This window comes from Kingella negevensis (assembly GCF_030177895.1).
Lineage (GTDB): Bacteria > Pseudomonadota > Gammaproteobacteria > Burkholderiales > Neisseriaceae > Kingella_C > Kingella_C negevensis.
Genome location: NZ_CP123448.1, coordinates 1,201,694 through 1,215,753, shown reverse-complemented (window position 1 = coordinate 1,215,753; position 14,060 = coordinate 1,201,694). Strand labels below are relative to the sequence as shown.

General features: G+C 42.6%; 17 protein-coding genes. 8 read left to right on the top strand and 9 right to left on the bottom strand.

Features of this window, described 5'->3' with window-relative positions:
* Window positions 1–51: 51 nt before the first annotated feature.
* The 3 genes from QEO93_RS06725 to QEO93_RS06715 all read left to right on the top strand — a co-directional run bounded on the left by QEO93_RS06725 (window position 52) and on the right by QEO93_RS06715 (window position 2,272).
* The gene (locus QEO93_RS06725) at window positions 52–390 is read left to right on the top strand and encodes a hypothetical protein (RefSeq protein WP_044250107.1); all 339 of its coding nucleotides are present in this window, start codon (window positions 52–54) and stop codon (window positions 388–390) included.
* A 212-nt stretch (window positions 391–602) separates the two neighbouring features.
* Entirely contained in the window at window positions 603–1,985 is a 1,383-nt protein-coding gene (locus tag QEO93_RS06720; RefSeq protein WP_032136889.1) for a Na+/H+ antiporter family protein, read from the top strand.
* A gap of 68 nt (window positions 1,986–2,053) precedes the next feature.
* A complete protein-coding gene (locus QEO93_RS06715) occupies window positions 2,054–2,272 on the top strand; it encodes a SlyX family protein (RefSeq protein WP_032136890.1) in 219 nt (72 codons plus the stop codon).
* Window positions 2,273–2,319: 47 nt separating this feature from the next.
* Here the strand turns inward: QEO93_RS06715 and QEO93_RS06710 are convergent, their stop codons facing one another.
* The 9 genes from QEO93_RS06710 to QEO93_RS06670 are packed head-to-tail and all read right to left on the bottom strand — an operon-like array spanning window position 2,320 to window position 9,230.
* The gene (locus QEO93_RS06710; RefSeq protein ID WP_032136891.1) at window positions 2,320–2,742 is read right to left on the bottom strand and encodes a F0F1 ATP synthase subunit epsilon; all 423 of its coding nucleotides are present in this window, start codon (window positions 2,740–2,742) and stop codon (window positions 2,320–2,322) included.
* A 10-nt stretch (window positions 2,743–2,752) separates the two neighbouring features.
* Window positions 2,753–4,150: a F0F1 ATP synthase subunit beta gene (gene atpD / locus QEO93_RS06705; protein ID WP_032136892.1), complete on the bottom strand. Its 1,398-nt coding sequence runs from the start codon at window positions 4,148–4,150 to the stop codon at window positions 2,753–2,755.
* 36 nt (window positions 4,151–4,186) lie between these two features.
* Complete coding sequence (atpG, locus tag QEO93_RS06700) at window positions 4,187–5,059, bottom strand: F0F1 ATP synthase subunit gamma (protein WP_032136893.1); 873 nt, start codon at window positions 5,057–5,059, stop codon at window positions 4,187–4,189.
* 25 nt (window positions 5,060–5,084) lie between these two features.
* A complete protein-coding gene (atpA, locus tag QEO93_RS06695) occupies window positions 5,085–6,632 on the bottom strand; it encodes a F0F1 ATP synthase subunit alpha (protein ID WP_085815668.1) in 1,548 nt (515 codons plus the stop codon).
* Between the two features lie 9 nt (window positions 6,633–6,641).
* Window positions 6,642–7,190: a F0F1 ATP synthase subunit delta gene (locus tag QEO93_RS06690; RefSeq protein ID WP_032136895.1), complete on the bottom strand. Its 549-nt coding sequence runs from the start codon at window positions 7,188–7,190 to the stop codon at window positions 6,642–6,644.
* Window positions 7,191–7,194: 4 nt separating this feature from the next.
* Window positions 7,195–7,665 carry a F0F1 ATP synthase subunit B gene (locus QEO93_RS06685; protein ID WP_032136896.1) on the bottom strand — a complete coding sequence of 157 codons (471 nt, stop codon included), beginning with the start codon at window positions 7,663–7,665 and terminating at the stop codon, window positions 7,195–7,197.
* Window positions 7,666–7,716: 51 nt separating this feature from the next.
* Window positions 7,717–7,953 (bottom strand): F0F1 ATP synthase subunit C, encoded by a 237-nt coding sequence (gene atpE / locus QEO93_RS06680; RefSeq protein WP_032136897.1) that lies wholly within the window; start codon window positions 7,951–7,953, stop codon window positions 7,717–7,719.
* 46 nt (window positions 7,954–7,999) lie between these two features.
* Window positions 8,000–8,890 (bottom strand): F0F1 ATP synthase subunit A, encoded by an 891-nt coding sequence (atpB, locus tag QEO93_RS06675; RefSeq protein ID WP_032136898.1) that lies wholly within the window; start codon window positions 8,888–8,890, stop codon window positions 8,000–8,002.
* Window positions 8,877–9,230 carry an ATP synthase subunit I gene (locus QEO93_RS06670; protein ID WP_245190632.1) on the bottom strand — a complete coding sequence of 118 codons (354 nt, stop codon included), beginning with the start codon at window positions 9,228–9,230 and terminating at the stop codon, window positions 8,877–8,879. The genes atpB and QEO93_RS06670 overlap by 14 nt, the downstream gene beginning before the upstream one ends.
* A 266-nt stretch (window positions 9,231–9,496) precedes the next feature.
* Between QEO93_RS06670 and QEO93_RS06665 the strand changes: the two genes are divergently transcribed.
* From QEO93_RS06665 to QEO93_RS06645, 5 genes are all read left to right on the top strand, one after another.
* Window positions 9,497–10,222: a YebC/PmpR family DNA-binding transcriptional regulator gene (locus QEO93_RS06665; RefSeq protein ID WP_085815667.1), complete on the top strand. Its 726-nt coding sequence runs from the start codon at window positions 9,497–9,499 to the stop codon at window positions 10,220–10,222.
* Window positions 10,223–10,499: 277 nt separating this feature from the next.
* Window positions 10,500–12,608, top strand: coding sequence for an ATP-binding protein (locus QEO93_RS06660; protein ID WP_085815666.1), 2,109 nt, complete (start codon window positions 10,500–10,502; stop codon window positions 12,606–12,608).
* An 18-nt stretch (window positions 12,609–12,626) separates the two neighbouring features.
* Complete coding sequence (locus QEO93_RS06655) at window positions 12,627–12,989, top strand: response regulator (protein ID WP_032136902.1); 363 nt, start codon at window positions 12,627–12,629, stop codon at window positions 12,987–12,989.
* A 10-nt stretch (window positions 12,990–12,999) separates the two neighbouring features.
* Entirely contained in the window at window positions 13,000–13,455 is a 456-nt protein-coding gene (locus QEO93_RS06650) for a chemotaxis protein CheX (RefSeq protein ID WP_032136903.1), read from the top strand.
* A gap of 58 nt (window positions 13,456–13,513) precedes the next feature.
* Window positions 13,514–14,056, top strand: coding sequence for a glutathione peroxidase (locus tag QEO93_RS06645; protein ID WP_089152885.1), 543 nt, complete (start codon window positions 13,514–13,516; stop codon window positions 14,054–14,056).
* Window positions 14,057–14,060: the final 4 nt, after the last annotated feature.

The window sequence follows — 14,060 nt, the reverse complement described above, 5'->3', positions numbered from 1 at the left end:
TTATTTTGATTGAATAAGTTAATTTATTGCAATGTTTTTATGGAGAAAATGATGAATATTGAACGTTTGCGCAGTTGGCAGCCTGAAGCGAGTGAGGAGCAATTGGCGTTATTTGCGCAGGAAAATGCGGCGTTATTGGAGTTACTGGACGATAGCTGGGCAAAATTTAAAATCAATCATGTGGAGTTTTTTCAGGCTGCGACAGGACTGCCTGTCAGCGAAAGCCGCTATGCAGAGGGCTTTTCTGTGGACGATTTGGAACACTTGCCTGTTTCTGATGCGGAATTGATGGAGTTTGTACGTGCGTTTGACAATGAGCGTCCGCGCAAGGATAGACCATTTGGCGATGGTGTTCGCGTAAACGACCAAAATTGGGACGTTTTGGAATGATTTTTTCAGGCTGCGAATAATTTTATTGCGCGAAATTGATAAATTAGCAAGAAATATTCTAATAAATGCAGCCTGAAAATGAAGTTTACTATTGAGTTGTTAATTTATGTTAATTTATGATGTTATTTTGTTGTAAAATGTTTCATATATTAAAATAAATTAACATACATGGGTTGCAAAACGCAGCCTGAAAAATAAGAAAGGAAAAAGCTATGAATGCTGTCATGATAGGCGTGATTGTGATGCTGGTTTTATCGGTATCGCGGGTTCACGTTGTTTTGAGTTTGGTAATTGGGGCATTTGCTGGCGGTTTGTCGGCAGGCTTGCCTTTAACGGATATTGTGGATGCAGCGGGTACGGTTACACAAAAAGGCGTGATGTCGCATTTTCAATCTGGTCTGCAAAATGGTGCAGGGATTGCCTTGTCGTATGCGATGCTGGGCGCGTTTGCGATGGCGATTTCTCACTCTGGTTTACCACACCAAGTGGCAGGTGCAGTGATTCGCAAAATTGATGCGCAAGGTCGCAAAGATGTGATTCCGTCTGGTGTGAATGCAGTTAAATGGAGCTTGTTGCTAGGTGTGTTGGCAATGGGCATTATGAGCCAAAACATTGTGCCAATTCACATTGCGTTTATTCCAATGATTGTACCGCCATTGTTGATGATGTTTAACCGTTTGCAAATCGACCGCCGTTTGCTGGCTTGCGTGATGACGTTTGGTTTAACCACCACTTATATGTTTTTGCCATACGGTTTCGGTGCGATTTTCTTGAATGAAATTTTGTTGGCAAACATTGCTAAAGCTGGCTTGGACGTGAAAAACATCAATATTATGCAAGCTATGGCAATTCCTGCTTTGGGTATGCTTACAGGCTTGCTGCTGGCATTTGTTCACTATCGCAAACCGCGCATTTATCAAGATAGACAAGTGGATACTGACAATGAAACTTCTGCCGCAAAAACACCTGAAGTTTCTACCTACCGCAGCGTGGTGGCGGGCGTGGCGATTTTGGCTTGCTTTGCCATTCAGTTGATTTACAGCGACGCGTTGATGTTGGGTGCTTTGTTGGGCTTTTCAGTGTTTATGATGTTGGGCGTGGTTCGCCGTTCGGACGCAGATAGTGTGTTCAACAAAGGTATTCAAATGATGGCGATGGTGGGCTTTATCATGATTGCAGCACAAGGTTTCGCGGAAGTGATGAAAGCGACCAACCAAATTCAGCCATTGGTTGAAGCGAGCGCATCTATGTTTGCGGGTAGCAAAGCGGCGGCAGCATTTGCCATGTTGATGGTTGGTTTGTTGGTAACTATGGGGATTGGTAGTTCGTTCTCCACTTTGCCGATTATTACTGCGATTTATGTGCCATTGTGCGTGGGCTTAGGTTTTTCGCCTTTGGCAACTGTGGCGATTATCGGTACAGCAGGTGCATTGGGCGATGCAGGTTCGCCAGCGTCTGACTCTACATTAGGTCCAACAATGGGCTTGAATGTGGACGGTCAACACGACCACATGCGCGATAGCGTAATCCCAACTTTCTTGCACTACAATATTCCGCTGTTTATTGCGGGTTGGATTGCATCGTTAGTTTTGTAAATAATCCGCTATAATTTCAGGTTGCTTGATTATATTCAGGCAGCCTGAAATTTTATGAGAACATCAAAATGAACGAACTTGAAGACCGAATAATTGAATTAGAAATCCGTGTAGCGTTGCAAGATGAACTGTTGCAATCATTAAATGATACTGTTGCCAAAATGCAAGACGCGCTGGATTTGCAGCAAGCGCAGCTTCGCGTGTTATACAATAAAATGCAGCAGCAATCTGAAAGTGCAAACAGCAAGCCATACAGTTTGGCTGATGAAGTACCACCGCATTATTAAAACAAAAGCAGCCTGAAAAAATATTTTCAGGCTGCTTTTTAGACTGCTTATTTTTTGCGATTACGCAAGTAATCCAATGTTTTCAGCTCTGCAATTGCCGCTGCTAATGCAGCTTGGGCTTTTGCTTTTGCTTCGCCGTCTTTCGCTTGCGACAGATTATTTTCTGCGGCACGTTTCGCTTCTTCAGCACGCGCTGCGTCCATTTCTGCGCTGCGAATAGCAACATCGGCTAAAACCGTGATTTTATCAGGCTGCACTTCCAGCACACCGCCCGATACTGCAACCAAGACTTCTTCCTGAGAATTAGGCACGGTTAAACGCAATGCACCTGGTCGAACCAAACTCATGATTGGTTCATGGCGAGGGAAAATACCCAGTTCGCCAGCTACGGTTGGAACAACCACAAAGCTGGCTTTACCTGAATAAATATTCTCTTCGCCACTCACTACTTCAACGTGCATGACACTCATGCCTATCTCCTTAGTTTACGGTTTTGGCTTTTTCAACAGCTTCTTCAATGCCGCCCACCATGTAGAACGCTTGTTCTGGCAAGTGGTCGTATTCGCCGCTCAAAATGGCTTTGAAGCCTGCAATCGTGTCGCGCAATGGAACGTATTTACCTGGTGAACCTGTAAACACTTCGGCAACGTGGAACGGTTGAGACAAGAAACGTTGGATTTTACGCGCACGGGCAACGGTTAATTTGTCTTCGTCAGACAATTCGTCCATACCCAAAATGGCGATAATGTCGCGCAATTCTTTGTATTTTTGCAAAGTAGATTGCACGCCACGCGCTACGTCATAATGTTCTTGACCTAAAACCATTGGGTCTAATTGACGTGATGTTGAATCCAATGGGTCTACTGCAGGGTAAATACCCAAAGAGGCAATATCACGGCTCAATACTACGGTCGCGTCCAAGTGGGCGAATGTGGTGGCTGGCGATGGGTCAGTCAAGTCATCGGCTGGCACATATACGGCTTGAATAGAAGTAATAGAGCCTGTTTGCGTTGAAGTAATACGTTCTTGCAAACGACCCATTTCTTCAGCCAATGTTGGTTGGTAACCTACTGCTGATGGCATACGACCTAACAATGCGGATACTTCTGTACCTGCCAATGTGTAGCGGTAGATGTTATCCACGAAGAATAATACGTCACGACCTTTGCCGTTTTCGTCTTTTTCATCGCGGAAGTGTTCTGCCATAGTCAAACCAGTCAAGGCAACGCGCAAGCGGTTACCTGGCGGTTCGTTCATTTGACCGTACACCATGGCAACTTTATCCAACACGTTTGATTCTTTCATCTCGTGATAGAAGTCGTTACCTTCGCGAGTGCGTTCGCCCACGCCTGCAAATACTGACAAACCACTGTGCGCTTTGGCGATGTTGTTAATCAACTCCATCATGTTCACAGTTTTGCCAACACCTGCACCGCCGAACAAGCCCACTTTACCGCCTTTTGCAAATGGGCAAAGCAAGTCAATCACTTTAATACCTGTTTCTAGCAATTCGGTTGCACTAGACAATTCATCAAATTTTGGTGCCGATTGGTGAATGGCGCGAGTTTGGTCTGAACCAATGTCGCCAGCTTCATCAACAGGATTGCCTAATACGTCCATAATACGACCTAATGTTGCTTTACCTACTGGCACTGTGATTGGTGCGCCTGTATTGTTTGCGGTAAAGCCACGTTTCAGACCGTCTGTTGTACCCATTGCAATGGTACGTACAATGCCATCGCCCAGTTGTTGTTGAACTTCCAAAGTCAAATCAACTTCAACCAATTTCAATGCATCGTAAACGCGCGGAATAGAGTCGCGTGGAAATTCCACGTCCACTACTGCGCCAATAATTTGTACGATTTTGCCTTGGCTCATTCTCGTATCCTAACTCTAATTTGTTCAGGCTGCTTTTTATACAGCAGCCGCACCTGCCACAATTTCAGTTAATTCTGTCGTAATGGCTGCTTGACGTGATTTGTTGTAAACCAAACGCAATTCTTTAATTGCACTACCTGCGTTATCTGTTGCTGCTTTCATGGCAACCATACGCGCTGCTTGTTCGGCAGCCATATTTTCGCTTAATGCTTGATAAACAACAGATTCTAGATAGCGGCGCAATAAGTATTCCAACACGGCAACAGGGCTAGGTTCATAAGTGTAATCCCAGCTATAGTGAGCTTCATCGTCTTCATTCAAAACTTCTTCGCCAATTGGCAACAGAATTTCAGAACACGGCTCTTGTTTCATGGTGTTGATAAAACGTGAACTAACCAAGTGAATGGTATCTAACTCGCGTTTTTCATAGCGTTGGAAAACTTCGGTTAATGCACCGAGCAGCACTTCCATTTTAGGCGTGTCGCCCAAATTGGTTACGCTGGCTACAACATTCAGCCCAACTCGTTGGCAAGCTAATAAACCCTTGCTACCAAAACAAACGACATCAACTTCAATACCTTGAGATTGGTATTCTTGCACTTGCGCGAAGAATTTTTTTAGCACGTTTGCATTCAAACCACCGCACAAACCTTTATCAGTTGTGATTAAAATAAATCCAACGCGATTTTTGGTTTCATGCTGCTCCAGCAATTTAATGCCGTGGTCAGTATGCGTTTGCGCTAAGCGGTTCATAACCAACCGAACTTTGTCGGCATAAGGTCGCGCCAAGCGCATCCGTTCTTGAGTCTTGCGCATTTTAGAGGTTGATACCATTTGCATCGCTTTGGTGATTTTTTGGGTATTTTGCACACTACGAATTTTGGTAAGAATCTCTTTTCCTACTGCCATTTTAAGACTCCTTATAAACTAATCTTTAAGCAGCGTAGTTATACGAAGTCTTAAAGGATTCAATGGCTTTTTTCCACACTTGTTCTGTTTCATCAGACAAAGCACCTGATTGGTTTACTTCGCTCAATGTATCAGGGTGTTGCGTGCGAACGTAGTTCAAAAATTCTGCTTCAAATGCCAATGCTTTTGCCACTGGTACATCTGAGTAAGAGTTGTTGTTAATCGCCCACAATGTCAAAGCCATTTCAGCAACGCTCAGAGTGCTGAATTGTTTTTGTTTCATCAATTCAGTAACTACTTCACCGTGTTGTAGTTGTTTACGTGTTGCATCGTCTAAGTCTGATGCGAACTGTGCAAATGCTGCCAATTCACGATATTGAGCCAAAGCCAAACGAATACCACCGCCCAATTTTTTGATAACTTTAGTTTGTGCAGCACCACCCACGCGAGACACAGAAATACCTGCGTTAATCGCTGGACGAATACCTGAGTTAAACAAGTCAGTTTCCAAGAAAATTTGACCGTCTGTAATAGAAATTACGTTGGTTGGTACGAATGCAGATACGTCGCCTGCTTGCGTTTCAATGATTGGCAAGGCAGTTAAAGAGCCTGTTTTGCCTTTCACTTCGCCGTTAGTCAGTTTTTCAACTTCATTAGCATTGATACGCGCTGCACGTTCCAACAAGCGAGAGTGCAAGTAGAACACGTCGCCTGGATATGCTTCACGACCAGGTGGACGACGCAACAACAATGAAATTTGACGATACGCAACGGCTTGTTTAGACAAGTCATCATAAATAATCAGAGCATCTTCACCGCGGTCGCGGAAGAATTCGCCCATTGTGCAGCCTGAATATGGTGCAATGTATTGCAATGCAGCTGCTTCAGAAGCAGTGGCTGCCACAATAATGGTGTGTTCCATTGCGCCTTGTGCTTCTAATTGACGAACCACGTTCGCAATAGAAGACGCTTTTTGACCGATTGCCACATAAATACAGATAACGCCTGTACCTTTTTGGTTCACAATCGCGTCCAAAGCAACGGCTGTTTTACCTGTTTGACGGTCACCAATAATCAACTCACGCTGACCACGACCAATCGGCACCATAGAGTCAATTGCTTTCAAACCTGTTTGCATAGGTTGGTCAACAGATTTACGTGCAATCACACCTGGAGCGATTTTTTCAATCGGTGCAGTGCTTGCTGCATTGATAGGACCTTTACCATCAATAGGCTGACCCAATGCATTCACCACACGCCCAACTAATTCACGACCAGTTGGCACTTCCAAAATGCGACCCGTACATTTCACTTCGTCGCCTTCTTTGATGTGCTCGTATTCACCCAGCACAACCGCACCAACAGAATCGCGTTCCAAGTTCATTGCCAGACCAAAAACATTGCCAGGGAACTCTAACATTTCCCCTTGCATTACGTCAGACAAACCATAAACACGAACGATACCATCTGTTACAGAAATCACTGTACCGCGAGTGTGGTTTTCTTGACGAGTATTCAATTTTTCAATCTTAGCTTTCAGCAACTCGCTGATTTCAGCAGGATTAATCTGCATGAAACGCTCCTAATTTGTCAGAGTCGTATACAAGTTTTTTAATTTACCTTGCACCGACAAATCTAAAACTTTGTCGCCTACAACTACTTTAATGCCGCCAATCAATTCTGGCTCTGTAATAAAAGTAGCTTGTAGACTAACATGAAAATGCTGCTCTAAATCACTAATGATTTTGGCATGCTGACCTTCGCTTGCAACTGGATAAGCCGTATAAATAATAGCTTTTTGAGCATTTTGGCTCGCCAAAACCATTTCTTCATACAATTCAAAAATATTTGGCAATGTCAGCAAGCGTTTTTCCGTTGCGACAATACTCACAAAATTTTTGAATTCAGCTGATTTTGCCACTTCAACATCTTTCAACAAGCGCAGCAATTCACTCGCTTTTTTTACAGAATCTATATCAACTTGATTAATAATAGAAACTACTTGAGGTTGTTGAACCAGCCAAGCCAGTTGTTTAAGCCCTTCAGACCAACTTTGCGCCACTCCTTTTTCAGTTGCCAACTCAAAAATAGCTTTGGCATAAGGACGAGCAACGGTTGCGAACTCTATCATAAGATTACAGCTCCTGTTTCAAGGCACCTAACATCTTAGCATGCTGTTTCTCATTGATTTCGCTACGCAAAATAGATTCAGCACCTTTCACTGCCAAAATAGCCACTTGTTCACGCAAAGCCTCGCGTGCGCGACCCATTTCTTGTTCAGCGTCAGCTTTTGCTTGTGCTGTAATACGAGCAGCCTCGTTTGCAGCCTGAACTTTAGCGTCCTCTACAATTTGAGCAGCACGTTTTTCTGCGTTAGCCACCATCTCTGCAACTTGATTGCGACCTTCGGTCAAGAGTTCTGCAACTTTCTTTTCGGCTTGTTCAAAATCGCTTTTGCCACGTTCAGCAGCAGCCAAGCCTTCAGCGATTTTATTTGCACGCTCATCTAAAGCCTTGGCAATAGGCGGCCACACATATTTAATAGTGAAAGCACATAAGCCAAGGAACACGATAAGTTGTGCAATTAAGGTTGCATTTAAATTCACTTTACCTGCCCTCGTATAGGGGTTAATCAAACAAAACGGAAGAGCTTAAAATTATGCGCCACCGAATGGATTAACAAAGGCAAACAACAACGCAATCGCAACACCAATCAAGAATGCTGCATCAATCAAACCAGCAATCAAGAACAATTTAGTTTGCAAAGGATTCATCAATTCTGGCTGACGAGCAGAAGATTCCAAATATTTAGAACCCACCATTGCGATACCAATAGATGCACCTAAAGCACCCAAAGCAACGATTAAACCACAAGCGATAGCAATTAAGCCCATAATAAAACTCCTAGATTAAAAAGAAAGGAAAGAAACAACAAAAAACTTAGTGATGGTCATGTGCCTGACCCAGGTAAACAAAGGTCAAAGCCATGAAAATAAACGCCTGCAATGTAATAACCAAAATATGGAAAATTGCCCACGCTAAACCGGCCAAAATATGGAATACAAATAAAATAGGGTCTAAAAGACTAACGCTGCCAGAGCTTGCCCAAGCACCGCCCAGCAACGCAATCAGCAAGAACACCAATTCACCTGCATACATATTACCAAACAACCGCATACCATGCGAAACTGTTTTAGAGAAAAACTCCAACACATTCATCGCAAAGTTAATTGGCATCAAAACAATTTTTGCGTACAGATTAGAAGTACCAAATGGCGCAGAGATTAACTCATGACTCCAGCCGCCCAAGCCTTTGATTTTGATGTTGTAGTAGAAACACAAAAGCAATACGCCAGAAGCCAAAGCCAAGCCGGTATTCAAATCAGCTGTTGGCACAACACGCATCAAGGCATGGTGTTCACCCGTCATCCCTTGGAACACACGTGGCAAGAAGTCCACAGGCAACATATCCATGGCATTCATCGCTAAAACCCATGTAAAAATCGTCAAGCCAACAGGCGCAATCACTTTGCGAGATTGCTCATTGTGAATAATGCTTTTACACATATCGTCCACAAATTCAAACAGCAATTCAACTGCAGCCTGAAAACGGCCAGGAACGCCAGAAGTTGCCTTCAATGCCGCCTGACGCAGAACATAACAAACCACCACGCCCAGTAATACCCCATAAAAAATCGCATCTAAATTCACAAAAGAAAAATCCGCGATATTTTGTAAGCCCTGACCTTCGGTAACATCAGACAAACTTGTCAAACTTTGCAAGTGGTGTTTGATATACGCGGCGGGTGTTAATGCTTCACTGCTTGCCATAACGATGAACTCTCAAAAAAAATAAAAAAACAAAATGACTGGCGAATAATAGTCCCAATAAGTAAGGGATAAAACGAATTTCTTTATAGAAGACAAAAATAGCTGTCATCAAAATCAACGCCAGAATTACTTTTAAACCTTCCGAAATCACAAAACCAAGCGGCGCATATTGCGCTTGTTTGCTCGAAAGTTTTAAAACTAATGCCGATAAAGTGCTAGGCACAGCATAAGAAACCCCACCCAAAGCCAAAGAAATCGCAGCCTGAAAACCCACCAAAGTCCAGCAAATCGCAGTCAAAACCACCAAACCAACCCACTGAAACCGAATAATTGCACCCACGTTCATTCACCGTGAAAAAGGATGTCAATATAAATAAAGCAAAACTAACAGTCAAGCAAATATATTTGACAATTCTTATCAAAAATTCACGCGTATTATAGCCTATAAAGCCTTACAAAAAACAAATTAATCACGAAAAATTTGACGCAATATCCACATTCTTCAGGCAGCCTGAAAAAAACACAAGCAAAATATGATAAAATTACCCGTTTAAATGCAGCCTGAAAAGGCAACAAATCCCATTATCAAATTATCGGAGAGACACAATGGCAGGTCATAGCAAGTGGGCGAATATCCAACACAAAAAAGCACGCGTAGATGCCCAACGCGGACGTATTTTCACAAAATTGATTAAAGAAATCACCGTAGCCGCAAAATTGGGCGGCGGCGACCCAAACTCAAACCCACGCCTGCGTTTAGCCATGGACAAAGCATGGGACAATAACATGCCAAAAGACAATGTGCAACGCGCCATTGATAAAGGCACAGGCAACTTGGAAGGCGTGGAATACATCGAATTGCGTTACGAAGGCTACGGCATTGGCGGCGCAGCAGTGATGGTTGATTGCATGACTGACAACAAAACCCGCACCGTTGCAGACGTTCGCCATGCATTCACCAAAAACGGTGGCAACTTAGGCACAGACGGCTGTGTGGCATTCAACTTCGTGCACCAAGGCTATTTGGTTTTTGCCAACGCAGATGAAGACGCTTTAATGGAAGCTGCATTGGAAGCGGGCGCGGAAGACGTGATTGTGGACGAAGAAGGTATTATTGAAGTGATTACTGCACCAACCGATTGGGCGCAAATCAAAGCCGCATTAGAAGAAGTAGGCTTCAAATCAGAAGATGGTGACGTTACCATGCGCGCGCAAAACACTACAGAGTTAGAAGGCGCAGAAGCAGAAAAAATGCAAAAACTGATTGACGCTTTAGAAAGTTTAGATGACGTGCAAAACGTTTATACGTCTGCCATTTTGAATTTTGAATAAGCGATAATATTTTTTCAGGCTGCGATTGATTATTTAAAATCGCAGCCTGAAAAATATGCCATAAATATATGTAGAACAAGCGTTGCATTTTGTAAACAAAGCAAGCTAAACAGCAAGTAAAATTAACAAAAGGCTACAAAATTCGGTTTTGAATATTTTTGTTTTAACATATAATTATAAAGTCTTTAAAGTATCTTTAAAATTTGAGACAAAAAGCAATTATTTGCTCAAAAATCAGATTTTTAAAGTTTTTTCAATCAAAATAAGGGAAACTACTATGGCGGCAGATAAAAAAGCAGCGCAATCAAGTAGTAAAAATGCCGCATTTATGCGGTATCGCGACTTGATTATTTCTATTTCGGTGTTCTTGGTCCTGTTGGTGGGTATGTTGGGTGCCTCTATCTTCTTGGCGCGGAACGCACGTCTTAACACGCAAACTGCGGAGGTGGTAAATGATTTGCAATTGGCAGTAAAAACCATTCAGCAACAACTTTATGCATTAAAGCTGTCTTACGGTGAAGACCCGAACAGTCCACACATTGCTAATACATTGAACAACTTGAAAGATGCACAAAGCCGTGTGATTAAATCTCAAGAAACTTTGCGTAATGGTGGTGAATATACGCTGGGCGATGGTTTTACAGTAACAATTAATGCTTTGAGTGGTCATTATGTAGAACACTTAAATAACATTAAAGCGGCGTATGATCCATTGAATGCAGATATTGATAACTATCTGAAAACAGCCACTTCACCAACTGCTACTTCAACGCCATTGGACTTGGCAGTATTGCGTGCACAAAGTGCGGAAGAGCCAATCACACAAAACGTGAATGAGCTGTATACCGAAACAGAAAAATCATCAGCCGCTGCCAACAACGCATTGACAACTGCACAAGGTGTTGGCGTGTTGGCTGCGATTTTGTACTTGGTAGCATTCTTGTTCTACTTCATACGTAAATTGGTGGCATCTGACCAAGAGGCTGAAGCAGCACGTCGTGAAACCACAGAAATCATGGATACGGTGAATACAGGTTTGTTCCTGCTTGACCGTGACTTGAACATTGGTTCGCAATATTCTAAAGAGTTGGAAAACTTGGTAGGTCAAACCAACTTGGGTGGTAAAAACTTGTTGGACGTTTTGGCTGGCTTGATTACTGAAGAAGACTTGAATACAACACACGCATTCATCGGTCAGTTATATAACCCACGCACAAAAGAACGTTTGATTGCCAGCTTGAACCCATTGAACCGTCAGCCAGTTACATTGCCAGGTCAATCTAAAAACGAACACCGTTACTTAGACTTTAAATTCAATCGAGTTTATACCGAAGGCGAAATTACACGCGTGCTGGTAGGTGTATCAGACGTAACCAACGCCGTATTGCTGGAACAAAAAATCGAACAAGAACGTGAACAAAATGACGTTCAATTGGAAATGTTGAGTACTATTTTGCAAGCTGACCGTCGTTTGGTTGATGATTTCGTACGCAACGTAAAACGTCGCAACACCAACATCAACAACACGTTGAAAGCACCTGGTGAACGCCAAGCAGAATTGCGCAGTAAAGTAGACACCATCTTCCGTGAAGTACACAGTATGAAAGGTGAAGCCTCTACATTGAAACTGCACGGTTTTACCGTATTGGCTGAAAACTTGGAAAACGAATTGAACCGCTTGGGTAAAGTAGCCACCTTGTCTGGTGAACACTTCTTGGGTTTAGCCGTTCACTTGGAAGAGTTGATGAAATTGACTCAAACCATTGAGGATTTGGAATCTCGTTTGGGCGGTAGCTCTCCATTGATTTCAGGTCAAGGTGCAGCAGAAGAAAAACACACTTTGGCTAACTACTACGCGAAATTCGTTTCTGAATTGGCTGAACGTAATCACAAAAATGTGGATTTCAGCTACGTGGGTATCGAAGAAACACACGATGAAGATACTGATTCAATTGTTCGCGAAATCGCTGTTCAATTGTTGCGTAACGCAGTTGTTCACGGTATTGAAACACCTGAAGAGCGCCAAACTAAACGTAAATTGCAAACAGGCCATGTTCGCATGGAATTGACTGAACAAGATGGTCAATACACTTTGGTTTTGGAAGACGACGGTAAAGGTTTGGATTACGAAGCAATCCGCGCCAAAGCTGTTCGTTTGGGTAAATGCACAGAAGCTGAAGCAGCTAATTTGACTAGCAAAGATTTGCTGGCATTGATTTTCAGTCCTGGTTTCTCTACCTTAGACAAATCAACTGAAGATGCAGGTCGCGGTGTTGGCTTGGACATCATTAAAGACCGTATTTCAGCATTAGGTGGTAAAATTGGCGTTTCAACTCACGCGGGTTCATACACACGTTTTAATTTCACTTTCCCTAAAAAATCTTAATTTGTGAACGAGGACACTATGTCTAAAAAATTACTTATTGTTGATGACTCTAACGTAATCCGTAACCGTATTTCACGCGGTTCTACTAAAATGGATTTTGAAGTTGTTGCGACAGCAACCAACGGTTTAGAAGCATTGGAGTTGTATAAGCAACATCAACCTGATTTGGTTACCATGGATTTGACCATGCCGAAAATGGACGGTTTGGAATGTATCTATGAATTAACTAACTTTGATGAAAATGCCAATATTTTGGTAATTTCAGCACTGTCGGATAAAGCGACTGGCATTAAAGCCCTGCAATTAGGTGCACGTGGTTTTATCTGTAAACCGTTTACCGATGAAGATTTATTTGAAGCTCTTGACGAAATGTTAGAATAAGGAAAGTAAAATGAAAGAAGAAAAATTACAAGTATTCTTGGAGGGTGTACAAAAGTACTTTAACCAAGTGATGGAACCTGATGAATTGGTCGTTGGCACACCTTATTTGGTTGAAAACTCAGTACCATCTGCAAAAGATTTCACTGGCGTGATTGCAATTTCTGGCAAACAAAAAGGTATCGTGTACTTCACAGCACCTAAAGAGTTGTTGGAACGCTTGTTGATTTTGATGGGCGAACACGAAATGAGCGAAGCGTTCATGATTGACTTGGTGGGCGAAGTGGCAAACACCATCGCAGGTAATGCACGCAGCGAATTTGGTGAAGAATTTGAAATTTCTGTACCAATCGTATTGCGTGGCGCACCTGATGAAATCTTGTTGCCACGTAAAGACCGTTCTTTCGTGATTCCAATCAACTGGAAAAACCGCACAGCGTCTATCGTGATTTCTTTGCGTAAATCTTAATTTTTAAGACAAATGCAGCCTGAAAACTTTTTCAGGCTGCATTTTTATGGATAACAATATGACTACTTTATACGATTTCACACTACAAACTGCTCAAGGCGAAGACAAATCCCTAAACGATTATCAAGGCAAAGTTTTGCTGATTGTGAACACCGCTACACGCTGCGGCTTAACTCCACAATATGAAGAACTGCAAAGTTTATACGCAAAATATCGTGAACAAGGTTTGGAAATTTTAGATTTTCCTTGCAATCAATTCCGCGAACAAGCCCCTGAAAATGGCGCGGAATACGCCAAAGTTTGCCAAATGAAATTCGGTACGCAATTTACCATTTTCAACAAAATTGAAGTGAATGGCGAAAATACACATCCGCTGTATGCTTATTTGAAACAACAGCAGCCTGAAGATTTGGGTAATCACGTGTTCAAAGATTTTTTGCTGAAACTGGCATCGTTTGGCGAAAAACGTGAAGGTGCAGACATCAAATGGAATTTCACGAAATTTTTAGTAAACCGAAAAGGCGAAGTGGTGGCACGATTTGCGCCAAGCGTAACGCCGTTTGAAATGGAAACAGAAATCCAAAAATTATTGGCAGCCTGAAAAA

Bases quoted from the DNA above. Each gene is read 5' to 3' on its own strand.
- QEO93_RS06725 (WP_044250107.1), top strand. From the start codon at position 52: ATGAATATTGAACGTTTGCGCAGTTGGCAGCCTGAAGCGAGTGAGGAG.
- QEO93_RS06720 (WP_032136889.1), top strand. From the start codon at position 603: ATGAATGCTGTCATGATAGGCGTGATTGTGATGCTGGTTTTATCGGTA.
- QEO93_RS06715 (WP_032136890.1), top strand. From the start codon at position 2,054: ATGAACGAACTTGAAGACCGAATAATTGAATTAGAAATCCGTGTAGCG.
- QEO93_RS06710 (WP_032136891.1), bottom strand. From the start codon at position 2,742: ATGAGTGTCATGCACGTTGAAGTAGTGAGTGGCGAAGAGAATATTTAT.
- atpD (WP_032136892.1), bottom strand. From the start codon at position 4,150: ATGAGCCAAGGCAAAATCGTACAAATTATTGGCGCAGTAGTGGACGTG.
- atpG (WP_032136893.1), bottom strand. From the start codon at position 5,059: ATGGCAGTAGGAAAAGAGATTCTTACCAAAATTCGTAGTGTGCAAAAT.
- atpA (WP_085815668.1), bottom strand. From the start codon at position 6,632: ATGCAGATTAATCCTGCTGAAATCAGCGAGTTGCTGAAAGCTAAGATT.
- QEO93_RS06690 (WP_032136895.1), bottom strand. From the start codon at position 7,190: ATGATAGAGTTCGCAACCGTTGCTCGTCCTTATGCCAAAGCTATTTTT.
- atpE (WP_032136897.1), bottom strand. From the start codon at position 7,953: ATGGGCTTAATTGCTATCGCTTGTGGTTTAATCGTTGCTTTGGGTGCT.
- atpB (WP_032136898.1), bottom strand. From the start codon at position 8,890: ATGGCAAGCAGTGAAGCATTAACACCCGCCGCGTATATCAAACACCAC.
- QEO93_RS06665 (WP_085815667.1), top strand. From the start codon at position 9,497: ATGGCAGGTCATAGCAAGTGGGCGAATATCCAACACAAAAAAGCACGC.
- QEO93_RS06660 (WP_085815666.1), top strand. From the start codon at position 10,500: ATGGCGGCAGATAAAAAAGCAGCGCAATCAAGTAGTAAAAATGCCGCA.
- QEO93_RS06655 (WP_032136902.1), top strand. From the start codon at position 12,627: ATGTCTAAAAAATTACTTATTGTTGATGACTCTAACGTAATCCGTAAC.
- QEO93_RS06650 (WP_032136903.1), top strand. From the start codon at position 13,000: ATGAAAGAAGAAAAATTACAAGTATTCTTGGAGGGTGTACAAAAGTAC.
- QEO93_RS06645 (WP_089152885.1), top strand. From the start codon at position 13,514: ATGACTACTTTATACGATTTCACACTACAAACTGCTCAAGGCGAAGAC.